Genomic DNA, 22,870 nt, shown 5'->3' on the forward strand with positions numbered 1-22,870 from the left:
GAGATTATGGAATTAGTTTTATCGCGTCCACAAAAAAAGGAATCTGTCAAGAAGTATAGTGTGCTATACGTGGATGACGAGCCTGTCAACCTTAGGATATTTCAACATGCATTCAAACGTGATTACAATGTATTTACAGCGTCGAATGGCTTTGATGCATTGGAGTTGTTGAACGTAGAGAAAATCGATTTGATCATTACAGATCAGCAGATGCCGCGTATGTCCGGTGTCGATTTGTTGGCTAAGATTGTTCCCAAATACCCCAACATCGTCAGGATGATTATGACAGGGTTTAGTGATATAGGGGCAATTATTCGAGCTGTCAATGAGTTTGGTTTGGACAAATACTTGGTCAAACCATGGGATAGAGACCAACTCAAAGTTGAGTTTGACAAAGCGCTAGACAAGAAAGACAAGAAAGAACAAGAAGTGTCTAATGACAACATGAGCGATTCTGTGTTGAGACTAAATGAGTCTATTCTTTCTTTGGAATCTGATTTGACCAGTTTAATTTCGGACAGTTTTATTCTTTATGATCGTCATGTGGAGAATAGCTATTCGTATTGGTTTGGAGAAAAGGATGGGAAAGTTGTGGTGTCGTTTCTGAACACGGCAGACAACAAGACTTCTTCTATCGCGCTCAAATCCTATATCAATTTGTCTCTATCAGAGATAGTGTATAAGAAGGAGGGGGCAAATCCTTCTGAGATATTGGAGCAATTGTTTGTGAAGGTCAAACAAAAGTATGCTGATGCACAAGACTTGTTGGAACCATTGGATATCTCAATAACAGTGATCGATACAGAGACCAAGGAATTGACATTCAGCGGGTCAAATCAGAATATTTATTATTTTGACGAGAACGAAAAGCTAAAAATGCTCACAGGAGCAAGTGAAGCTTTTCATATCAAAGAGAATGCCTCTCCTAATTTGCAAAATGTGACTGCCAGTCAAGTGACGGATGCATATTTTATTTCTAAGAGCATGGTGAATCAAATCATTCCATCAAGTAATTCATCGACGGAAGGGGTGTCATTCCTGCAGTATATGCGAGGAATGAGAGGCAAGACCATGAAGGAGCAATCTGAAGATATCGCCAAACAACTCATAGGTGATCGATCAAAATGTATGATCGGTATTCATGTATGACAATATACCCACCTGTAAGGCGTAATTAGGGTATAAAGTCACCTGCTTGGTGACATAAATTTTAAAGAGTAATGATTCTTCGCTCAACCAGCTTAGTAGTGATTTTCATTTTTTCTTGTCTCTTCTGTCTCGCCCAAGGTCGTACTGATCAAGAGATAGAGGTAGGGGAAACAATGGAAGCCTATATCGTAGAAAATCACATTGAAGAAATTGAAGCTATGCTTCATAAGTTAGCTTCTTCCAAGCCCTTTATTGATCAATTTCTTCATGAAGAGAGTACTCATGATGTCAATGTGAGTTCGGTCAAAAGAAAGGATATAAAGATTGGAGAGGATATAGATGTGTCAGTGCACCATATCACGGAGCATCAGACATTTACACTTATTCTGGTACCAATCAGTATTTACAACTTGGCTATCTATGATACGTTGCTTTTTTCTGTGATAGAAGTGAGTGATGCTTGGATCGCACGCGAGTTTCCTTATGAGCATACGGAGATAGATTCAGTCAAGTCTGCATTACTTTCTATGAAAAACCATGAATTGCTGGCCCATCATTTGTATTCGCAGGCATTGCAGCAGAGTAATGTGGATATTGGAAAAGTAGACATTGACTTAACTGAGTCTTACATTTCTTCTAGTACGATACAAGAACATATATCACATTTGGAACGGGGAGAGAAAGATCAAGTGCGAAGCAGTTGGGGCTTGTTGAAAAAGGCCTTTACGCACGTGGTAGATCTCAATGTTGAATTCAATATTTACGTTTTCGGTTTCAATGATTTGGAAGTTGCCTGTCATAATAAGCGAGGAAATTATACCGTCAAGATTACACCATCCAATATATTTCAGAGGCACCACTTTGTGGAAAAGGATTAGCCTGCTATGATGTAGTTCAGTCCTTCTGAGTATCCTCGTTGGTCGAGAAATGACCGGATGTCGTCCCGACGCCCGCGATTGGTGACATAGCTGAGTATGAATGGTTGATCTTTTCGAGAGAGGGTTTCGTAATGCACACATTTTGCTCCGCTAACTTTTTTTCCTGCTTTGATGTCAATATAGCCTGATATAGCGATCCCATAATCAAGAAGCCATTTGCTTCGTTTTATTGCGAGTTTTCCTGCTCCCCATATCCAAACAGAGTTTATGTTTTGTCTCAAGAGATATTTGGCGAGATATTCGGTCTTGATTTGAAAAAAAGCATCGGCATGATAGCGCATATCAGTACGTGTCAAGCGATGTGAATGATCAACCCAATCCAACAATTTACGGTTGACTTTGGCTACTTTGCAGTCATAGTACATGGCTCGCAAGAACCACTCGTAATCCTCTGGAAAATTTCCGTCACGATGAAGGCCGACCAATTCGTAAGTAGTACGTGAGACCATGAGGGTAGGATTGACGAATGGGAGTTCGACAAATTGATTGAAAAGAAAGTCACGGTGACTTAGTATCTGGTTGCTCCATGCTACGAAATGCTCAAACGCACTAGAAGAGGTCTGACTCATGTACGCTACTTGGGTAGCGGAGATGTCTAGTTTAGGATCCGATCTGAATTGTTCTCTTTGAATCTGTATGCGTTCTGGGTGTGCAATGTCATCGGCATCCATGCGAGCAATATAGGCCCCTTTTGCTTTACTGATCCCTTGATTTGCTGCGTATACTACACCTTGTCGAGACTCATTGAGCAACTGGATACGATTATCCGATTTGGCGATTTTTGTACAGATTTCAGGACCTAGGTCGGTAGAATTGTTGTCTATGAGCAAAATCTCTAGCTTGTCATAGGTCTGATTGATGATGCTTTGTACAGCCTGTTCAATGGTTTTTTCTGCATTGAAGTAGGGGAGTACAACTGTTACCATTTGTGCAAATCAAACGTTTTCAAGTGCAATGTCCCAATCTTTCCAAACTGGTTCGTATCCATTCTTTTCGAGCATCTCTTGGATTGCCGCAGGGCTTCTCTCGTCGGAGATCTCAAATTGTTCGAGAGATTGTGGTTCTACAGCATATCCTCCAGGGTTGGTTTTTGATCCCGCACTCATGGTGGTGATCCCCAGTTTGATGGCATGGTCTCTGAACCGTTCCATTTCACGGGTAGACAGGGAAAGTTCTATTTCTTGGTTGAAGATGCGATAGGCGCAGATGAGTTGAACCAATTCTCGGTCCACCATTTCTACTTTGGGTTCTAAGCCTCCTGAAAATGGCCTCAACCTAGGAAATGAAATACTGTATTTGGTTTGCCAGTATTGCTTTTCAAGATAATTGAGATGGAGTGCTACAAAAAAGCTGTCAACGCGCCAGTCCTCTAAGCCTATCAGTGCACCCAATCCCATCTTGTGAACACCCGCTCTGCCGAGACGATCGGGAGTATCTAATCTATAGTCGAAATTCGATTTTTTGCCTTTAGGGTGATGCTTTTTATAATCCTCTTTGTGGTAAGTCTCTTGGTATACCAAGACTGAATGTAAGCCTTGCGGGATTAGACGTTCATAATCTTCTTGATCTAGAGGCTGTACTTCCATGCTTAAGTTAGCAAAATGAGGCCTCACTTGACGAATGGCTCGCTCGATGTAGTCTACACCTACGGTCTGATTGGCTTCCCCGGTCACCAACAAGATGTGTTGAAAGCCAAGCTTTTTGATGGCAGCTACTTCCTTCTCAATTTCTGCTTCACTGAGTGTCTTTCGACGGATCTTATTGTCTAAGCTGAAGCCGCAGTAAGTGCAAATGTTTTGACATTCGTTGGAGAGATACATCGGGGTGTATAGCTGCATGGTATTGCCAAATCGCTGTAGAGTCAGGGCATGACTCATCTTGGCCATATCTTCTAAAAAAGGCATGGCGGCAGGGGAGATCAGTGCTTTGAAGTCTTCTAGATTTCGTTCACGTTTGGTGAGTGCATGGATGACATCTGATGCTGTCTTGTTATAAATGGATGCTTTGACTTCATCCCAACTGTATCGGTCAAATACTTCTTTAAAGCTCATCCAAAAAAGCGGTTAGTGGGCTACTTGCTGTGGCATGCGTTACAGGGGAAGCTAATTTGGCCTCATAGGCCATACGGCCTGCTTGGATGGCCATTTTGAAGGCAATAGCCATTTGTATGGGGTGGTCAGATACAGCGATGGCTGTGTTGACTAAGCATGCATCTGCTCCGATTTCCATGGCCTTAGCTGCATCTGATGGCGCACCTATACCTGCATCTACGATGACAGGTACGTTGGCTTGATCGATGATGATTTCTAAGAAATCGATTGTTTTGAGGCCTTTGTTACTGCCTATCGGCGAGCCCAACGGCATGACGGCTGCCGTACCTACTTGCTCTAGTCGCTTGCACAATACTGGGTCTGCATGAATATAGGGCAATACAATGAATCCCAATTTGGCCAATTCTTCGGTGGCTTTGAGGGTTTCGATAGGGTCCGGCATCAGGTATTTTGGATCTGGGTGTATCTCAAGCTTGATCCAGTTCGTTTCTAGTGCTTCTCTGGCAAGTTGTGCGGCAAATACCGCTTCCTTGGCTGTACGTACACCTGATGTATTTGGGAGTAGATTGATTCGTTGATGGTTGAGATGTGTGAGGATTTGATCGTCAGCATCTCCTACATCGACACGTTTGAGTGCAACGGTCGCTAGTTCTGATTCGGATGCTTCCAAGGCTTCCTTCATCAGCTGATTGTTTTTGAATTTTCCCGTCCCAGTGAACAACCGTGAACTGAATTCTTTGTCTGCTATTTTAAAATTCTCCATCAGGTAAGCAGTATTTAATGTCGTTAATTGTGTCTGTTTTGTTCTCAGAAGAGTTGATCAGAGAGGCGATTGCTATGCCATGACACCCTGAGAGCTGCAAGTCGAAAATATCCTCTACACGAATACCTCCTATAGCAATGATAGGGATATGTACGTCTTCAATGATCATGTGATTAAGAATAGCTGAAATCCCCTTTATGCCCAAAATAGGACTGAGATTTTCTTTGGTCGTGGTGTCACGAAAAGGTCCCAAACCTATGTAGTCAACTTGAGCCATAGCGAGCGCTTCGACTTGATCCCAGGTGTTGGCTGTCCCGCCGATGTAGGGTCTGTCTCCAAGTAGCTTTCGTGCTTCTATTGGGTCCATGTCTCCTTGTCCAAGATGTACTCCGTTTGCTTTCACCTTTTTGGCAATCGCTACATAATCGTTGATGATCAACTTGGCCTTGTGTTCTTTGCAAATAGCTTTGGCTTGTGTGGCGATATCTAATACTTCTTCTTCGGACTTGTTTTTCAAGCGGAGCTGAACCCAGTCTACGCCTGCTTTACAAGCCTCTTCTATATTTTGAAGGTGTGTTTTGCCAGGAGTCTCCTGGGAGATATAATGTAACCTACTGATCATGCGTCAATTTCAAAATGTCTTCCTAATTTGGCAGTACCACTTTGTAAGTACTTTTCTGTGTATTGTTTGGCCGAAGCGCAAGCTTCTTGCAATGATTGGCCTTTGTTGATGCCAGCAGCGATTGCCGAAGAAAGAACGCAGCCCGTACCATGCTTATCTTTGCCTTCTATTCGTTTGCCTTCAATGACAATCTCAGTGCCATCCGTCAATATGAGGATGTCGCTTGTGTCATTGGTGTCGCTGTGGCCTCCTTTTTTGAGGACATTTGTGGGCCAGATTTCAGAGCCTAGAGCATTGGTGATTTTGTCAAACTCCCAGCGGTTTGGGGTGATCAGGTGTACACGTTTCAAGATGTCTTGAAACTCGTCAGATTCTACTTTTTTGACAAAATCAAAACCAGATGAGGACTTCAATACAGGGTCCCAAATGATTTTGGCTTCAGGGATTCTCTTTTCGAGATACTGCAATAGTTTGTTGAGTAGGTCTAGGCCGTTGATGATGCCGATTTTGACTACACTGAATTTGTAGTCTGCTAGCAAGGCATCAATTTGGGATTTGATGGGCTCAAAATCCTTCCATTCGATTCCCCAGAGGTCATCTTCGTTTTGATAGGTGAGGGCAGTGACTACTGCCATGCCTTGGACTTTGAGTTGATGCATGGTCTGTATGTCGGCAAGGATGCCTGCACCGCCGCATGGGTCAAACCCTGCGATACTTAGTGCTAGATTTTCTTTGTTGGTAGACATGAGTTATTTGTTTAAGTAATGTAAGCGACTTTCAATGTCATGATGTTTCCAAAAGGATCCTAACAAAACCATGCCGTCAAATCCAATGTCTTCGAGCTCAGTATGGTGATCGATCATGACTCCACCGAGAGCGTACAAAGGAAACGATTTGATTCGTCTCAGTTCGCTTTGGAGTTTATCCAAATCAAAATGAGACAGGTAGTTTTGTTTGCTGATGCTGTCGTATATCGGGCTTAGAAATCCATAGTTGAGATCCGCACGTGTACGGCTGATGTCTCTCAGCGAATGAAAAGATTTAGAATAGACCTTGGAGGGGTTGATTGGGCCATCGTCTTGCGATTTTTGATGTATCCCTCCAAGGTTCATTTCATCCACCAATGGATGAGCTTGATGCAAGCTGATCTTTTGGTAGTGCTTAGAATCAATCTGTTCTATGTATTTCTTGACTTCATCAAATGACCATGTGGGTTTGCGTACATGTAACCGAACGTCCCTATGGAGAAGTTCGTTGCAGGTGGCAATCTCATGATCCACCAGCGTCTCCGGTGTGATGATGACGATATTCAATGGCTTATTGTTCTAGGTATATTTCGTTACCCTTCTCTGCGAATTCCTTCGCCTTTTCTTTCATGCCTTTGCTGAGAGCATCCTCTTCGGTCATCTCATTCGCAGCGGCAAACTCTCTTACATCCTGCGTGATTTTCATTGAGCAGAAATTGGGCCCACACATTGAGCAAAAGTGAGCGACCTTGGCTCCTTCTGCAGGTAGAGTCTCATCATGAAACTCACGTGCGGTATCAGGATCGAGAGATAGATTAAACTGATCTTCCCATCTAAATTCGAAACGTGCCTTAGACAAGGCATTGTCTCTGTATTGTGCTCCTGGGTGCCCTTTGGCCAAATCTGCAGCATGTGCTGCGATTTTGTAGGTGATCACACCGTCCTTTACATCTTTCTTGTTGGGAAGTCCCAAATGCTCCTTGGGGGTCACATAGCAAAGCATGGCACATCCGTACCAGCCAATCATCGCAGCTCCTATCCCCGAAGTTATATGATCATAACCAGGCGCGATATCAGTTGTCAAGGGCCCGAGAGTGTAAAAAGGAGCCTCGTCACATGCCTCGAGTTGTTTCTCCATATTTTCTTTGATCATGTGCATTGGTACGTGACCAGGGCCTTCGATCATCACTTGTATGTCATGCTTCCACGCAATTTTTGTCAATTCCCCCAGAGTCTCTAGTTCGCCAAATTGGGCCTCATCGTTGGCATCAGCCAATGAACCTGGTCTCAACCCATCTCCAAGCGAGAACGCTACATCGTAGGCCTTCATGATTTCGCAGATTTCTTCGAAATGTGTGTAGAGGAAACTTTCCTTGTGGTGGGCGAGACACCATTTGGCCATGATAGATCCGCCACGTGATACGATACCTGTGACTCGCTTGGCCGTCAGCGGGATGTAGCGGAGCAGTACACCTGCATGAATCGTGAAATAATCAACACCTTGCTCTGCTTGCTCGATCAAGGTGTCCCTAAAAATCTCCCAAGTGAGGTCTTCGGCTTTTCCGTTTACTTTTTCCAAAGCCTGGTAAATCGGCACTGTACCGATCGGTACAGGGGAATTTCTCAAGATCCATTCTCTGGTTTCGTGAATGTTTTTTCCGGTAGAGAGGTCCATGATGGTGTCAGCACCCCAGTGACATGCCCACACCGCTTTTTCTACTTCTTCTTCAATGGAGGAAGATACAGCAGAGTTTCCTATGTTGGCGTTGATCTTCACTAGGAAGTTGCGACCGATGATCATTGGCTCTGATTCGGGGTGGTTGATGTTGTTGGGTATGATAGCGCGTCCAGCGGCGATTTCGTCTCTGACAAACTCAGGAGTGATTTTGCCTTTGGGCGTATTGGCACCAAAACTTTCTCCAGGGTGTTGGACATTGAGGTGGTTCCATTCGTCTATTCTTTGGTTTTCACGGATGGCTATGTACTCCATCTCAGGGGTGATGATGCCCTTTTTTGCGTAATGCAGCTGAGAAACATTTTTGCCCTTTTTTGCTTTGAGAGGCTTGGCGATATACTCAAATCTCAAATCATCCAAACTCTGATCGTCCATGCGTTCTTGTCCGTATTTCGAAGAAATACTGTCGAGTTGTTCTACATCTCCTCTGTCCAAGATCCACTGCTCTCTGAGTTTAGGTATACCCTTTCGTACATCAATATCGATGTTTGGATCGGTGTATGGACCACTCGTATCATATACAGTGACTGCTGGATTCTTCTCTTTAGGAGCCGAGGGGTTGAACTTCAGCACTGTGTCGTTGAGCGTGATTTCACGCATGGCCACATTGATGTCATGGATTTCTCCTTTGACGTATATTTTTTTGGAAGCAGGGAAGGGGTCTCTAGTGATCTTTTCTTCTCTTGGGATTTGGTCTTCTTTCGCCATAATGTTTCAATTATCCGCCTTGCGTGGCAGTGATGATTAGAATATTGTCATTTTCTTGTATGAGGTAGTCTTCCCAGTTGGACTTGGGTAGTATCTCATCGTTGATTGCTACTGCTATTCCCCTATCAAGATAAAGATTTTTTTTCTTTAATACAGGAATCAATGCAGGGTTGCTTTCTTGTAGAATGAGCTCCTCGTTGTTCAATTTGATTTTCATATTGAATCAGTTTTACCTTTAGGAGCCACGAGATGTGCCTTACTTTTCCCTTCGACTGCATTACCAGTATCAGGTATTGAGGGTATTTTCTCAGCCATCACCTACGATGGGCACCCCTAAAGTGTGACCAAAAGTACAGTGATTTATTGGAAGGAAAAAACAATTGATTTTAGAATGTGTGGATTAGTCGTCGATTTTTGCCAATCTCTTGTCTAGCGCAAAAATGATCAACTCGGCAGGTGATTTAAGATCCAACTTCTTGAGGATGTTTTTGCGGTGTGAGTTGACAGTGTGAGGACTTAGGTATAAAAGTTTGGAGATGTCTTTGGAACTATGGCCTTTGACGATAAGTTCAATGACTTGCAGTTCACGCTTGGAGAGGTCATACGCTTTGGTAGGACTGCCCTCTTTGTGTACGACCTCTAAGATGGTATTGCAGTAGAATTTCTTGTTTGAGGAGAGGTGTCCAAGTGCCAAGGAGATTTCCTCTTGGCTACAGCGGTCGGTTACTATACTTTGGATGCCTTTGCCCCAGAGGTGTTTGATTTCCTTTTCTTGTTTGGGGTCAGCAATGATCAGGACTTTGCTGGTTTTGATGACTTTGGTGGCGAGAGCCAAATGCTGTTCCGTATTGTCACAGAGGTTGATGATCCAGATATCTAGCTCGCGCAATGCACCAGTCACTACTTGTGGAGTCTCCGAAAAAGTTTGGGTTAAACTCAGTTCGGGATGTGAAGCCACGATCGCTTGCAATCCTTGCCTGCTCAAGTAGTTGGTGTCAGTGATTGATACGGACTGTGTTTTGGACACTGGTTTATTTATTTAGACTAATTCTAAGCAAAAATAAAGAGACCAATGAGTTTGCCAAGCATTATTTAAATTAATTCTAAATAAAATTATCTACGTATGTCAATGTAGTAGTCCTAACCCAGTGGGATGCCATCACAGGACAAGATGTATACACATCAGGAGGGGTATGGTAGGGACAAAATCTAAAGTTATTGGAAGACTAATAAGATAGAGGAAAGTCTTTGTGTCGTAGTTTACGCAAGAGTGATTTCCTCCTCGCCCAATAAGATGAGCTTCTTTTTGTACAGGATACCAACCGATCGCTTGAAATTCTTTTTGCTCATGGACAAGATACTTTGTATTTCTTCGGGGCTACTTTTGTCGTGCAACGAAAGTTGTCCATTGTTTGATGATAGATATTTCATGATCCTTTCGGCTCCTTCTTCGAGGTTTTCTATCCCCGCTTTTCTTAAGGTCACATCTATCTTGCCATCGGGTCGTATTTGCTTGATGAATCCCGTTTTGTGTGATCCTTTGAGTAACTCTTCGAAGGTTTCGTTTTCATAGATCAATCCACGGTACTTCTGATCGATGATCGTTTGGATGCCGTTGATCGAGGTCTCTCCAATGATAAGGTTTACTTCTTGTCCTTCGCTGAGTTGAGAGAGGTCTCGCTCGACAAACAAATGTATGCGTGCACTTGCTGCGACACGCTTGGTGATGGAGTCGAGATAGGTGTACACTGTCACCCATTGTCCAGGTTTTAGTTTTTTTTCTTGTTCGCTAAAAGGTAAAAAGAGGTCTTTTTCCAGACCCCAATCCAAAAATGCCCCGTACTGGTTGACGTCTTTGACGCGCATGCATGCAAACTCGTTTCGCTTGGCGTGTGGTTGGAGTGTCGTGGCGACATTGCGATCCTGCGAATCAGTGTAGACGAATACTTCGATGGTGTCACCTATGGCAAGACCTTCTGCTACATACTTGTTGGGCAGGAGGACCTCTTCTGCAGACTCGTCGATGAGGTATGCACCGTTGTCAGTAAATCGATTTACTTTGAGCTGATTGTATTCGCCTATTTCCATGGTGTTGATTTGATGTATGTGGTGTTATTGATTAGGAGTACAGTTGGATTTTTTTGTCTGTTTGGGCTGGTTCGGGCTGCAGAGATTGGACAGCTAGTTGCGCGAGAGTGTGATTGTCCTCGTCACTTAAGCCACTGACGCCTATCGCACCGATGAGTTGTCGGTCTGGGTCCATTACAGGGATACCTCCTGGCCATGAGACGATGCGAGGATCATCATAGTAGCGAATATGCTCAGGGTTGTTGGCTTGGAGTTTTTGGGCGAAAGCCTGGGTGTCCTGTTGGGTACGTGCTGCAGTATAGCCTTTGTTGATGGCTACTTGTATATCACTCAAAGCTGCCTTGTCTGTACGGGCAAATGTGACCAATTCACCGTGAGGATCTACGACCGCTACGATTGCTTCCTTGTTTTCGCGAATGCACGCATGTATGACGGTGTTGATTGCTTTGATGCCTTGTTTGAGCTCCATGCTGTGTTTGTTTGTGTACGGCAAATATCTTGATTAAGCGTACAACTAACTAATTTCATATAAAATACATGCGCCGGTATTCATCAAATTATTCGAATGTCGTATCTTGGTTGATTCTAACCCAATAGATGGATACATGCCAAATCAAAAAAAAGTATATGTGATCGATGATGATCCGATTCTTCAGAAAATCATGAAGAAGATGTTGTTCAATTATAACCCTGAGATTGAGGTAGCTTTGTTTTTGCACGGTGAGGAAGCCATCAGACAGTTGAAAGCAGATACGGTTCTTCCTGACTTGATTTTTTTGGATATCAACATGCCAATCATGGATGCTTGGGATTTTATTGAGGCTTATGAGCTACTGAACATTCCTAAGGTTGTGATTTATATATTGTCCTCTTCGATCGATTACCGAGACATAGATCGTGCAAAGGGCATTGATTTGATCAAAGATTATCTTGTAAAGCCCTTGAGAAAGGAACGGTTGATTGAAATCTGTGAATTAGAATTGAAGTAACTGTATGGCCATAGGCCTGTCAGCCAAACCAGCACCTGACTATGAATATATCCTGCCTACGAACTGTTGTATGTATCGGTCTACTGTTGTTGACGTCTTCGTGTCTCTGGGCACAATCTAGTATTCAGTACCAGCCGTTTTTTGAAACAGAACGTTTGGGCTTCGGTTTTGGAAGCTACGGCCGGATCGGTGTAGGGTGGCTGCCGACGATACAGTCTTCGGATGGTCGACGGCTGAATCTTAACAATATGGGTAGCATTGGAGGAAGGATGGAAGAGCAGGATTATATGGAGTTGGGGGTTGCCTTTCATATCAAGCCGGATAATTTTCCCAAGGATTCGACGCAAATCACCGTGCAAATCCGATCGTCTTTGTACTCCAATAATCTAGAGTATTTTGGTAATTCTAGTACAGGAGATGCGTTTAGTAGTTTGACTTTGGCATTTCCTGAGATCTTCGTCGAGGCGCGAGATGTCTTGACCAAGTACCTTAACGTGTGGGTGGGGTCTCGACTCTATCGTGGCCCGGACGTGCATATGGCTGATTACTTCTATTTCAATGACCACTCAGGTCAGGGCTTCGGTGTGGAGTACAAGGGGACACGGATGAGCATGAATTTTGTTTCCAGCACAGATACTACCGCTTCAGTACCTCCTTATTTTTATTTGAATATCAAATCCGGTACACCTAGTTTAGAACTCAGACAGCGTCTCGTGACTGTAGTGGAGCAAGACATTCCTTTGAGTAAGGAGAGTTTCATCACACTGATAGGAGAATACCATCACATGGGAGATCCTTCTGACAAGGAAATCAATCCCGGTGATTCGAGTGCTTTGTATTCATTTCCTGGAGAGGATGGGTGGGTGTTGGGGGCCAAACTGCAATGGAACCGTATCCCGGGATTCTCTCAGGGTTCTTTCAACCATGTTGCATTGCGTTATGGACATGGGATTGCCAATGGAGGAGATGGAGGCAATTCCCGCACTTGGAATACTTTTGGAGCAGCCAACTTAGATACTTATTCGTTTGCCAATGCATACGCGTGGCATTTTGTCGATCATTTCTTGCTCAACATGGGTGATCGAATGAGCGTCAATGGGTATGGCTTGTTCAACAAGAGCAAAGGGGCTGCCGATACCGATGGGCTAGCCGATACCTATCTAGGACGGGAGGTCTACAATCTCAAGACAGAATGGGCTTTAGGAGTAAAGGTCGTCAACTACATCACGGATCAATTTCATTTTCAAAGCGAGTTGCACCACGCTGAGCGACGCGATGGAGATCAGCCTTGGTATGCCATGACCAAATTGAGTTTGGTACCGACACTAGCGGTCACTGGCAATCGCTCCGTATGGGCCAGACCACATCTGCGATTGGTGTATTCGGTGGCGAGGTACAACAATGCTGCGCGTGATGCTGCCTACTCTCCATATTTGGCTCTGTCAGGACCTGAGCGATGGGGGCAGTATATAGGTGTCAAGGCTGAGTGGTGGACTTGGTAGTCAGGTTTTTAGCTCTTTAGGTACTGAATATTGTACAGCTTGATTATCTTTGGTCAAAACCAAGAAAATGGAGCATACTACCTATACGAAATTTCGTCAAAACCTAAAGTCTTATATGGATCGTGTCATGGGCAACCGCATGCCGTTGCTCGTGACTAGAGCACACGGACAAGATGTCGTCGTATTGTCCAAGGCTGACTATGATAGTATACATGAGACTTTTTATTTGCTCAAAAACCCTCGAAATGCCCAGCGTATCTTTGAGTCTTTGGTAGAGCTCGAAGACGGTGGAGGATTTGAGAAACGGATCGAGAAGTAGTATGGCAATTCTGAAATTTTCGTCACATGCTTGGTTGGATTACAACCATTGGCAAAAGAATGATCTGCGCATCAAAATAGAGATAGATAAGCTGTGTCTATCCATCGTAGAGACTCCCTATGAGGGAGAAGGGTATCCACAACCGTTGGCCTATGATCTCCAAAATATCTGGTGCCGTCGCATCAATATGGAGCACCGACTCATCTACCGTATACACAAGGGCTGGATAGAGATATTGCAGTGTAGACTGCATTATTGAGGGGGCAGTCCGTAAATAGAGGAATCTAAATCAATATTCGACATGGCGCATTGGATATTCATGCTTTCCATTGTGTACACATTGGTTCAAAGACTGATAGTAGGTGGTTGTTTAGCAAAAAAGTAATGATGAATGTCGAACCATGACTGTTGAATTTCGAAGTGATCTTGGATCAATGCCCCAGAAATACGGCGTGATCCGTAAGGGCCAATAGGATTTGTCAATAGCCTATAAAAAGAAAAGCTGCTTATCCCGTCCGGATCAGCAGCTTAAGCATGATTATGAAAGACTAAATTACTATTCTATTTCAGTGGAGCTTTTCAGCTCTGTGATTGATTACTCGCTTGTTGTTTTCATCAACTACAAGGCAAGGATAGAGGCTTTTGATCACCTGCTCAAGGTGATATCGGTGAACTTCAGTATTATCTAGGTGAACTTTATTATTAGGTAGGAGAGAAAAGTGGGGCTTGTGTGGTTTCTTGAATTTAGCGATCTTGCATGCTACCAAAGATTCACTCAACTCACTCTCATGAATAAACCAGCTGCCATTTATTTTGCCATAGGTATTTTGATTTGCAAGATCATCAGCATTGCTTTGATTCCTTTGGTTTTGTATCTGTTGCTGTATCTCAAACTTGACTGGTCACTATTGAGAGCTATTGGCAATGCAATATTTGGGTACATCAACCTAGAGGATGCCTATACTAAGACACCTGCCTATGTCATGTCCTATACAGCGACTCGTTTTCTCTTTGTCGTGCTCAGATGCGGATTGATGATACTCTGTATTCACAAAAAAAAGCGTGTTGGTTTTTGGCTCTTTTTTGTTTGGGAGTTATTGATGGAGATTTCTTCGATCGGTTTTCCTGTTTTTGGTTTGGTGATCTTGTTCATTATGCTGCGCAAATCCTCTAGGCTGTATTTCAAGAAAGAGAAAGAAGTACCACAAGAAGCGTAGCATCTTCTATCGAAAAAGAGAGAATATCAAGCCTTACTTTCCTACAGTATTAAATGCTCCCCAATATTTGGGATTGGCATACTGAGACTTGAGGTCAAGTTGAGCTTGTCTAAAGGCGGTGTGTTTGTCTTTGGCGTCTTCCAATAGACGGTAGAAGTTACTCATGAGTTCCATCGTTGTTTGGTCGTTGACGCTCCACATACTCATGACTACAGCGCGCGCTCCAGCGATGAGGAAGGCACGCTGCAGTCCATAGACTCCTTCGCCGTTTTCGATGCGTCCCATGCCTGTCTCACAGGCGGATAGTACGACCATGTGTGTCTTTTGCAAGTCGAGATGCATCGCTTCGTAAGCTGTCAAGATACCGTCTTCTCCGACATGGTTTTTGTTCTTGAAGTTGGTGACAGCTCCTGTCAAGAATAACCCGGAGTAGAGTAGGGCATTGTCGTACTTTTGAGATTCTTCGAAGTAGCCATGTGTGGCGATGTGCAAGATGGTTGGGCTTGACACGCTTTTGATGTTTGCCTCATTCGCTTCTGGTCCTGTGTGGACGGTAGTGCTCCATTTACTTTTGTCGAGTATGTTTTCGATGGCTTTGACCTCTGTCAATGTGCCTGGTAGTGGCGTGAGGTAGTTGAGTGTGGTGAATGCTCGCGTAGTGATGAATTCTGACTCTGTGTTGGTGGATTGATTGTCTGCCGTAGAGGTGTCGTAGGTTGGGTATCCTACCAAGAATACATTGCCTGATCGAGGTAGTTTCGGTGTTTTTTTGAGTATGTCTCGCGTACTGGTGATCAATCGAAGATCTAATTCATCGATTACATATTGCTCTGTTTCTGTGTGATACAAGGTGTTTAAGTTGAGCTTGTGATATACGCCATCTCCAGCGAAGTAAACCTTGTCGATTCCTTGTAGTTTTTGCTGAATAGGTTGCCAGTATGTCATGTAAGACTTAGTGTCTGTGATCTCATGTACAATGGAATTGGTGTAAGCTGTGTAGGCATTGCCTTCCATGTATTGGCCATTGTCTAGTACGACGTATTCTATATCCTTGGAGTTTCCTTTTTGGATCAAAGCCACATAGTACACTTGATCGGTGAAATGACCGCCCAGCCTAAAATCATAGCTCCTCAGGCGAATCATCTCTATGGCCGCTTCGTTGGGTTCTAGTTGTGATTGAATACGCTTGACCAAGCCCTCTTCATAGGTTTTGGTTTGCTGTGAAGCGATACCCAATTGGTTGATTGCGACTTGTAGACTGTCGATCTGTTGTTGCAAGTGAGTGGTGTTGATATCACGTTCAGCGAGATCGGTGGCATTGAGAGTGATGGAGCGTGCCATGAGGTTTTTGTGTGCAATCAGCTTTTCATATAGTTGGTTTGCCTCATGGTTGTCTGTTTGAGCCATCATTTGGTTAAATCGAGAGGCATCGTTGAACAGCAAGCCTCTTTTTAACAATTGATTTTCCAACATGTGGTTCAATACGACTTGATTGACTTGGGTATGAGTGAGTGAGAATGAGTTGAAACGCTCGAAGTATTCACTGGCATCTCGATAGAAAATGAGTTTGCCTTGCTCACTCATTACGGGGAAGTTGTACTTGATCTGCTGGATCAAGGTGTAATTGAGGCTTTCGAGGTTGGTGTGTGCTAGCTGAATCTCATTGAGATTGGCTGAGATGCCGGTATATGTGGCTGCAAACTCAATGAGTGTGGGGTGCATAGGAGACTCCTGCTGTATGGTGAGGAAGTGGTCGGCTACTTTGAGTATGGCCTCATTGGCTTTTCGGTATTCTCCAAGTTTGTAGTAGACCAAGACAGCACCCATATAGATAGCAGGGTCATAACCTTGAGAGTCCAGTTGATTGTAGATCCCAAACATCGAGTCGATGTTTTGCTGTGCTTTTTTCATCTCATCGTTGGTGCTGTAGCTCAGCGCCAATTCTTTGTAGGCGAGTGCTTGATTGTATTTTTCTTGCTTGTGAGAGAGCTTGAGTGCGAGCTGATGGTAGTACACGGCACTGTCTGTCTTTCCCCATTTGCGGTAGTAGACCCCTAGGTTGGTGTATGCGTCATATAGTTGCTCGCTTTGTTTATACTGTTGTAGATAGTTCAGTGATTCATTGGCGTAGTTGATGGCATTGGGATAATCTCCCCATCCATAGTAGATCGTGCCGATATTGGCTGCTAGACTAGCCTGATCTGTTGTGATATTGTAAGTCTTGGATAGGGCTAGAGCTTCCTTACTCATTTGGATGGCATTGGCAGAATAACCCAATTCGCGGTAGCAAAATGACATCCAGGACAGGATGGACATTGACCAGGCTGGTTGATTCTGTGCGTAGTTTTGGTAGCTGTCATGACACTGGTGCAGTAGATTGAGAGCCTCAACATACCGTTTCTCTTGTGCATAGGTGATTGCCTCTTGGTAGTATCTCGGGTAACCATTTGCGTCGATTGGCTTCTCGTTAGCATGTGTCTTATACTTAAAGTTGTAATTGTTCAAAATGGGGTAATTCTCCTTATACATAGAGAGATACATTTCCATTTTTGGGTTAGTCTTCAAGGCTTGCTTGATGAGAGATACCGCTGTAGTAGTTTGATTGGACATGAGCTCTACACCTGCCAACAACATCTGTGCATAGCCAAAGTCAGGGAAGTAAACCAACGACTGCTCAAAGTGAGTGCGCATCCGATCCAAGTCGCCAAGATTCCAATAGACTTGCCCGAGTGAGAGGTGTGCTTTGTAACTCTTAGGCTCTATGCCAAGGGCTAGGTTGTATTGCTCGATGGCCTGTTCAGTCATGCCGAGTCCCGAATAGTAGGCTCCCAACTCTTGATGTAGCTCGTAGAGTGTAGGGTCTAGCTGGAGGGCCTGTGTTGCGTAGGGGTGATTGATCTTGGCCATACCCTGGAGAGGTTCCAATGTCCACAGGTAGTAGTAGGCTCTTCCGTTGTTTGGGTCATTGATTCTGGCGTACTCATAGTCAACACGAGCTTGATCAGTCCTACCGTTGTATAGGTAGAGTAATCCTCGGAGCAATCGGTATTCTACATTGGAAGCGTCACTAGCTACCAGTTGTTGGGCGAGTTGGAGACCACGGTTGTATTGTTGTTGACTGGCGGTCATTTGGTCGTTGAGTTGATACCGCATGCCCATCTCCCAATGGGATTGGATCATACCTATCAATGCTTCGGATTGACCGTTTACCGCATAGGCTTTTTCGAAAGCATCTACCGCCTGCTCATACTGTAGTGCGCCGAAGTATTCTTGGGCAATAGTGAGAGGGTCGCTTTGGGCAAACAGGTAGGTCGAAGAGGAGAAAGTAACAATTAGTAAGGTGAAGAAATGCTTGAATGTTTGATGCATGCTAGGGTTGTGAAAGTGTGTTTGATGTCGGTGATTTGAATTACAGAAAGACCCCTCTCAAAGGCTCATTATCCATGATAGGGGAGGCAAGGAGAGGGGCTATTACTCAGTTTTACAGGTAGTTACGATTTTGAGCGTTCGGCGCGCAATAGCTCGGTTTTGTAGAACGTCCAGCCTTTTATTTCGAAAGACTCACCTACTTGAAGGCCTTTGGCTTTGGTCTGAAGCAGGTGCTGGTAGGATACTCCCGCATAGTCTGCTGCTCCTTTGAGTGTCGAGTGAGTTTTGAGATCATCGTCTTTGATGACCGTGAATATGTGCTTAGGAGCGCTCATGTCTTAGTTCTATTTCATTTTTTTTTCAAGGAAAACGCACACCAAAATGAAGTGAGTATGGCTTTTGGAAATAGTCCAATACACACGGTACAAGGTGATTTTGTCCCTGAAGAAAACGTCTGAGACAAATGTACTACATGTTTTGGAACTAATCTATTAAGTTGTTTTTGTGTTAAAGAATTAAAAACTTTATTTATAAGTACTTATTTATAAAGTTTATTACTTATGTTTGCTATGAGATTAAAAAAAACACAAACAATAAACAGGAACCGCTATGAACAGAGTACAGCAATTGAACCAAATCGAAGACATGATGAGATTGATCGAGAAGTTGAACGCAGAGTCTACCCGACTCATCGAGCGAAGCAATGAATTGGAAAACGAAGTGACTACACGAGTGACCAAGCGTTAAGATCTCAACCCAACAAAGGCAACAAAAAAAGGCTACCATTTCTGGTAGCCTTTTTTTGTTGCCTTGTGAATTAATATCACGGCGGGTTCCAATTGGCGTGAGGGTGATTCCATACAAGCATCAGTGCCTGTAGAGCTCTTGGGCTAGTGCTATTTAATGAACCGGAGCGGCCTCTAAAAAGCCCAACCCGACGGGTTGATATAGCATCCATCCTGTGATGCTGTACCGGTCATGAGCCGTGAGCATTACCTCATGTTCCAGTACATCACTCTTAAACATCACCATGCGTCCAAAGGTAGGTAGTATGGTCTCTTCTCGACCGTCTTCTAGAAATAAATGCAATTGTCCACCATATTCTGGTTTCCAGTCTTCGTTGAGATAGAGGATCATGGATATGAGACGGTTGTTTCGTCCTTGAAATTGATCCAAATGTCGCTTGTAAAATGTACCCACTGGGTAATGTGCAAAATGAAATTCATAGCCCGATAGGCTGAGATAACAGTAGCGGTTAAGATTTTGTTTGATTTCATCAGCGAGATCGAAAAAAGTACGGATACGTCGATCCGCTATGTTTTGATCCAACCATAGGATTTCGTCACCGCGAATGCTGCGGTCGACATGCTTCTGATTGAGAGTACCGATGGCTGCTTTGCGCAGCTGTTCTTCCTGTACTCTTTCGTCAAAGCTCGATTTGAGGTCATGCAATACCTCAGTCGGTAGTATGTTGTCTATGACGACATAGTGATTTTCTGACAATGCATCAACCCAGTTGATCCAATTGTCCTCGCTAAAAAAGGAATTCAATGAACAAAAATTTCGCGAATGTAGTGCAAAGAAGCATAAGACAAGTCATTGGACGATAGAGAAGTTGGTGCTGTTTTAGTTTTTGGAAGGACAATTCCTTCTACCTTCGCAACTATGTACCAACTCTCCATGGAGAAGAAAGGATTTACAGATGAATGATTTACTCAAATTACCCCTTCAGTCGCCCTACAAGGAAGAATTGCCAGCTGACCCCAATATGGAGAACTACCCTCGTCAGGTTCAGCGTGCGAGCTATTCTTGTGTAGATACGAGAGTGCCGTCTCGCCCGACCCTGATCCATGAGTCGCAGGAGCTACTGGACGAATGGGATGTATCAATTGGGGATAAAGTAGAGTGGTTGGCTGTGATTAGTGGAGCGAAGCGTTTTCAAAATTTCCAACCGTATGCAATGTGCTACGGTGGACATCAGTTTGGGCACTGGGCTGGGCAGCTGGGTGATGGTCGAGCGATCAATATTGCCGATCTGATGATTCTAGATCAACCAATGCAACTGCAGCTCAAGGGAGCTGGACCTACACCATATTCGCGCACAGCCGATGGCTTGGCCGTGCTGCGCTCATCGATCCGGGAGTATTTATGCAGTGAATCTATGCATCACTTGGGTGTTCCGACCACCCGTGCATTGTCTCTTGTCACGACGGGAGACCTAGTGAAACGAGACATGCTTTACAATGGAAACCCCCAGGATGAACCTGGGGCTGTGGTATGCCGTACGGCCCCTTCGTTCATTCGTTTTGGGCATTTTCAAATTTTTGCTTCTCGGGGCGAGACGGATCAATTGCGTCAGTTGGTGGATCATACAATTCGTCATCACTTTTCCTATTTGGGTCAACCTTCAAAAGACACCTACTTGGCGTTCTTTCAAGAAGTAGTGACTCGTACCAAGGACTTGATGGTACATTGGCAGAGAGTCGGGTTCGTGCATGGAGTCATGAATACCGACAACTTGTCGATTCTAGGCCTCACGATTGACTATGGTCCTTACGGGTGGCTCGAAGATTACAACCCTGGCTGGACACCCAATACGACAGATGCTCAGCATAGCCGCTATCGATTTGGCAATCAGCCCAACATCGCTGTATGGAATCTCATGCAGCTCGCCAATGCGCTCTATCCCTTGATCGGTGAGGCAGAGCCACTACAAGCCATTTTGGACGGATACAAAGACGCTTACTTGAAGGATTATCACAGGATGATGTGTAGCAAACTTGGCTTGCATCAGAGTGAGCACGTAGAGGAGACTTTCGTCACTCGCTTGACGCAATTGCTGGGGCAGTCAGAGCAGGATATGACGTTGTTTTTTAGGGAGTTATCAATTGTGGGTTCGAGTGACTGGGAAGCCTTTTGGCAGATGCTTGGGAAAACCAGCTACATGAAAGCCCACGAGATGAGTCCTTTGCACACGCAGTGGGAGTCTTGGCATACGACATACTGTGACCTACTCTTGGCCGAAGACCAAGAGCCAAAAGTGCGTCGTGACAGCATGAATGCAGTGAATCCTAAGTATGTTTTACGCAACTACATGGCTCAACTTGCCATCGATGCGGCAGAGCAAGGAGACTATGGTCTCATTGACGAACTCTACCAGATGCTACGTCGGCCCTACGACGAACAGCCACAGTATGAGAAGTGGTATACCAAGCGCTCCGAATGGGCGCGAAATAGGGTAGGGTGCTCCATGTTGTCATGTAGTTCTTAATATACTTACGTAGGGCCATGACTCAATATAAGCTCCGTCTCCGTGACTTACCCATCGACGAATTGCTTGAACTCGTAAGCGATGAAATACCTCATTGTCACTATGACTACCAGAAGCACCATATCCTACTGTATGACGAGAATCGCGAACAGATTGGTATACTCAGACTACCGCTGCATCTGATGATAGATGAGTCGCTCATCCTCCTTGAGGATCATGCTCATGCACTCTACTTGAGTATAGAATCAGGGAGTGCGGCACTATGCATCGTACAGGGGGAGCACATCGTGTACCATACGACATTTTCTGCTTACATGACCCGCAAAAAACAGGGCTTTAGTCAAATCAAATACCTCAATAAAAAGGGGAAGTCACGAGCAGGCTCTCGGGTTCGTTTGGCGTCCACTATAGACTTCTTCGAGAGCATCAATGAGTCACTTACTGATCTGCTAGAGATCTATGAGATTGATCGCATCGCCTTGGATTGTACCACGACGCTCATTCCATACCTCTACCAGTCTAAGGTTCCTTGCCCTTTTGCTAAGAAAGATCCCCGTCTCTACAAGATTCCCCTGCATATCTCTCAATCCAACTATACTCATCTAGAAGGAGCCATTCGTCAGCTCAAGGACCCTGTACTGTTGTATGAAGAAAACCAAGCACATTGGGCCGAACTACTACTCGGTAGTTCGTGAGTGGCCACAGCAGCAGTCAAAAAATTGAGATTCAACCCTAACCGACATGCTTGTCAGCTCTGCGAATTGCACTACTTTTGGGGAAAACTACAACGAATAAAGCATGGATATAGCAGCAATGGTGAATGAGCTTTCGGGGGATCTGGGAGACAAGGCGTATGAAGTTTCGGATGCCTTGGCAAGAATCGGCTCAGAAGAGGTCTTACAAGCTATGCTCACACTACTCCAACACCCTCATGCCGAATCCCGCTACATGGCTGCTCGTACCTTGGGACTGATGAAAGACAACGCCGCAGGTCTCGAGCCTCTCTTGGATGCTATCAAAGACAAACAAAACGAAGGGCAAGTAGGGGAATTGCTGTCGGTTCTCGAGGGCTTTGATGTGAGCGGGGTATATGTGGAGTTGTTTAAACTCTACCTCTTTGGTAATTTCAAAGTGTCGATGATTGCCAAGGACCTACTGGATCACAAGGATTTTGACATCACCCCGCGTGTGCTCAAAAAAGCTACCAAACATTGGAATCACTATTCCAACAATGTCAAACAGGATGATTTATTCGTCCTCAAAAAAGCAGAAGTGGATGAGATATTCGAAGATCTCACGGCCTTCCTGGATGATCAGATGCCCTTGTAAAATGTGCGTTTGCACTGGCAAAGCTCTACCATGTCTCGAATGCTTCCTCTTAGGTCTGTAATTTGGAAGTGTAC

General features: G+C 44.4%; 25 protein-coding genes and 1 riboswitch. Of the genes, 11 read left to right on the top strand and 14 right to left on the bottom strand.

What is annotated here, in order from left to right; all coding sequences use genetic code 11:
• Positions 1 to 6: 6 nt before the first annotated feature.
• Both BFP72_RS07330 and BFP72_RS07335 read left to right on the top strand, forming a co-directional pair.
• Positions 7 to 1,149, top strand: a complete 1,143-nt coding sequence (locus BFP72_RS07330; protein WP_099598511.1) for a response regulator — start codon at positions 7 to 9, stop codon at positions 1,147 to 1,149.
• Positions 1,150 to 1,220: 71 nt separating this feature from the next.
• Complete coding sequence (locus BFP72_RS07335) at positions 1,221 to 2,027, top strand: hypothetical protein (protein ID WP_158233332.1); 807 nt, start codon at positions 1,221 to 1,223, stop codon at positions 2,025 to 2,027.
• On the opposite strand, the gene BFP72_RS07340 is transcribed toward BFP72_RS07335, so the two are convergent.
• The 11 genes from BFP72_RS07340 to BFP72_RS07390 all read right to left on the bottom strand — a co-directional run bounded on the left by BFP72_RS07340 (position 2,024) and on the right by BFP72_RS07390 (position 11,269).
• A complete protein-coding gene (locus BFP72_RS07340) occupies positions 2,024 to 3,013 on the bottom strand; it encodes a glycosyltransferase family 2 protein (protein ID WP_099598513.1) in 990 nt (329 codons plus the stop codon). The genes BFP72_RS07335 and BFP72_RS07340 overlap by 4 nt on opposite strands.
• Before the next feature lie 9 nt (positions 3,014 to 3,022).
• Positions 3,023 to 4,138: a 2-iminoacetate synthase ThiH gene (thiH, locus tag BFP72_RS07345; RefSeq protein WP_099598514.1), complete on the bottom strand. Its 1,116-nt coding sequence runs from the start codon at positions 4,136 to 4,138 to the stop codon at positions 3,023 to 3,025.
• Positions 4,128 to 4,901, bottom strand: coding sequence for a thiazole synthase (locus BFP72_RS07350; protein ID WP_099598515.1), 774 nt, complete (start codon positions 4,899 to 4,901; stop codon positions 4,128 to 4,130). The genes thiH and BFP72_RS07350 overlap by 11 nt, the downstream gene beginning before the upstream one ends.
• Positions 4,888 to 5,523: a thiamine phosphate synthase gene (locus BFP72_RS07355; protein ID WP_099598516.1), complete on the bottom strand. Its 636-nt coding sequence runs from the start codon at positions 5,521 to 5,523 to the stop codon at positions 4,888 to 4,890. The genes BFP72_RS07350 and BFP72_RS07355 overlap by 14 nt, the downstream gene beginning before the upstream one ends.
• Positions 5,520 to 6,269 (bottom strand): hydroxymethylpyrimidine/phosphomethylpyrimidine kinase, encoded by a 750-nt coding sequence (locus BFP72_RS07360; RefSeq protein WP_099598517.1) that lies wholly within the window; start codon positions 6,267 to 6,269, stop codon positions 5,520 to 5,522. The genes BFP72_RS07355 and BFP72_RS07360 overlap by 4 nt, the downstream gene beginning before the upstream one ends.
• 3 nt (positions 6,270 to 6,272) lie before the next feature.
• Positions 6,273 to 6,836 (bottom strand): thiamine phosphate synthase, encoded by a 564-nt coding sequence (locus tag BFP72_RS07365; RefSeq protein WP_099598518.1) that lies wholly within the window; start codon positions 6,834 to 6,836, stop codon positions 6,273 to 6,275.
• Between the two features lie 4 nt (positions 6,837 to 6,840).
• Positions 6,841 to 8,712: a phosphomethylpyrimidine synthase ThiC gene (gene thiC, locus BFP72_RS07370; RefSeq protein ID WP_099598519.1), complete on the bottom strand. Its 1,872-nt coding sequence runs from the start codon at positions 8,710 to 8,712 to the stop codon at positions 6,841 to 6,843.
• Positions 8,713 to 8,722: 10 nt separating this feature from the next.
• Positions 8,723 to 8,929, bottom strand: coding sequence for a sulfur carrier protein ThiS (gene thiS, locus BFP72_RS07375; protein ID WP_099598520.1), 207 nt, complete (start codon positions 8,927 to 8,929; stop codon positions 8,723 to 8,725).
• Between the two features lie 29 nt (positions 8,930 to 8,958).
• Positions 8,959 to 9,057, bottom strand: a riboswitch (TPP riboswitch).
• Between the two features lie 55 nt (positions 9,058 to 9,112).
• On the bottom strand, positions 9,113 to 9,739 hold the full coding sequence (locus BFP72_RS07380; protein ID WP_158233333.1) for a response regulator transcription factor: 627 nt from the start codon (positions 9,737 to 9,739) through the stop codon (positions 9,113 to 9,115).
• A 233-nt stretch (positions 9,740 to 9,972) separates the two neighbouring features.
• Positions 9,973 to 10,800, bottom strand: coding sequence for a S1 RNA-binding domain-containing protein (locus BFP72_RS07385; RefSeq protein WP_099598522.1), 828 nt, complete (start codon positions 10,798 to 10,800; stop codon positions 9,973 to 9,975).
• A 31-nt stretch (positions 10,801 to 10,831) separates the two neighbouring features.
• Positions 10,832 to 11,269 carry a heme-binding protein gene (locus BFP72_RS07390; RefSeq protein WP_099598523.1) on the bottom strand — a complete coding sequence of 146 codons (438 nt, stop codon included), beginning with the start codon at positions 11,267 to 11,269 and terminating at the stop codon, positions 10,832 to 10,834.
• Between the two features lie 136 nt (positions 11,270 to 11,405).
• Here BFP72_RS07390 and BFP72_RS07395 point away from each other — a divergent pair, with 136 nt between their 5' ends.
• The 5 genes from BFP72_RS07395 to BFP72_RS07415 all read left to right on the top strand — a co-directional run bounded on the left by BFP72_RS07395 (position 11,406) and on the right by BFP72_RS07415 (position 14,827).
• Positions 11,406 to 11,789: a response regulator gene (locus BFP72_RS07395; protein WP_099598524.1), complete on the top strand. Its 384-nt coding sequence runs from the start codon at positions 11,406 to 11,408 to the stop codon at positions 11,787 to 11,789.
• Between the two features lie 41 nt (positions 11,790 to 11,830).
• On the top strand, positions 11,831 to 13,291 hold the full coding sequence (locus tag BFP72_RS07400) for a carbohydrate porin (protein ID WP_099598525.1): 1,461 nt from the start codon (positions 11,831 to 11,833) through the stop codon (positions 13,289 to 13,291).
• Positions 13,292 to 13,358: 67 nt separating this feature from the next.
• Entirely contained in the window at positions 13,359 to 13,610 is a 252-nt protein-coding gene (locus BFP72_RS07405; RefSeq protein WP_099600718.1) for a type II toxin-antitoxin system Phd/YefM family antitoxin, read from the top strand.
• A 1-nt stretch (position 13,611) separates the two neighbouring features.
• A complete protein-coding gene (locus BFP72_RS07410; protein ID WP_099598526.1) occupies positions 13,612 to 13,869 on the top strand; it encodes a Txe/YoeB family addiction module toxin in 258 nt (85 codons plus the stop codon).
• A 529-nt stretch (positions 13,870 to 14,398) separates the two neighbouring features.
• Positions 14,399 to 14,827, top strand: a complete 429-nt coding sequence (locus BFP72_RS07415; RefSeq protein ID WP_099598527.1) for a hypothetical protein — start codon at positions 14,399 to 14,401, stop codon at positions 14,825 to 14,827.
• 33 nt (positions 14,828 to 14,860) lie between these two features.
• Here the strand turns inward: BFP72_RS07415 and BFP72_RS07420 are convergent, their stop codons facing one another.
• The gene (locus tag BFP72_RS07420) at positions 14,861 to 18,196 is read right to left on the bottom strand and encodes a CHAT domain-containing protein (protein ID WP_099598528.1); all 3,336 of its coding nucleotides are present in this window, start codon (positions 18,194 to 18,196) and stop codon (positions 14,861 to 14,863) included.
• Positions 18,197 to 18,318: 122 nt separating this feature from the next.
• The gene (locus BFP72_RS07425) at positions 18,319 to 18,531 is read right to left on the bottom strand and encodes a hypothetical protein (RefSeq protein ID WP_099598529.1); all 213 of its coding nucleotides are present in this window, start codon (positions 18,529 to 18,531) and stop codon (positions 18,319 to 18,321) included.
• Between the two features lie 274 nt (positions 18,532 to 18,805).
• Here BFP72_RS07425 and BFP72_RS19170 point away from each other — a divergent pair, with 274 nt between their 5' ends.
• On the top strand, positions 18,806 to 18,943 hold the full coding sequence (locus tag BFP72_RS19170; protein WP_158233334.1) for a hypothetical protein: 138 nt from the start codon (positions 18,806 to 18,808) through the stop codon (positions 18,941 to 18,943).
• Between the two features lie 153 nt (positions 18,944 to 19,096).
• On the opposite strand, the gene BFP72_RS07430 is transcribed toward BFP72_RS19170, so the two are convergent.
• Positions 19,097 to 19,747: a 2OG-Fe(II) oxygenase gene (locus BFP72_RS07430; protein WP_099598530.1), complete on the bottom strand. Its 651-nt coding sequence runs from the start codon at positions 19,745 to 19,747 to the stop codon at positions 19,097 to 19,099.
• A 151-nt stretch (positions 19,748 to 19,898) separates the two neighbouring features.
• On the opposite strand from BFP72_RS07430, the gene BFP72_RS07435 reads away from it, so the two are divergent.
• From BFP72_RS07435 to BFP72_RS07445, 3 genes are all read left to right on the top strand, one after another.
• Entirely contained in the window at positions 19,899 to 21,467 is a 1,569-nt protein-coding gene (locus BFP72_RS07435) for a YdiU family protein (protein WP_099598531.1), read from the top strand.
• Between the two features lie 17 nt (positions 21,468 to 21,484).
• Positions 21,485 to 22,162 carry a hypothetical protein gene (locus BFP72_RS07440; protein ID WP_143519979.1) on the top strand — a complete coding sequence of 226 codons (678 nt, stop codon included), beginning with the start codon at positions 21,485 to 21,487 and terminating at the stop codon, positions 22,160 to 22,162.
• 103 nt (positions 22,163 to 22,265) lie between these two features.
• The gene (locus BFP72_RS07445; protein ID WP_099598533.1) at positions 22,266 to 22,796 is read left to right on the top strand and encodes a HEAT repeat domain-containing protein; all 531 of its coding nucleotides are present in this window, start codon (positions 22,266 to 22,268) and stop codon (positions 22,794 to 22,796) included.
• Positions 22,797 to 22,870: the final 74 nt, after the last annotated feature.

Origin of the sequence: Reichenbachiella sp. 5M10 (assembly GCF_002742335.1) — a bacterium.
Lineage (GTDB): Bacteria > Bacteroidota > Bacteroidia > Cytophagales > Cyclobacteriaceae > Reichenbachiella.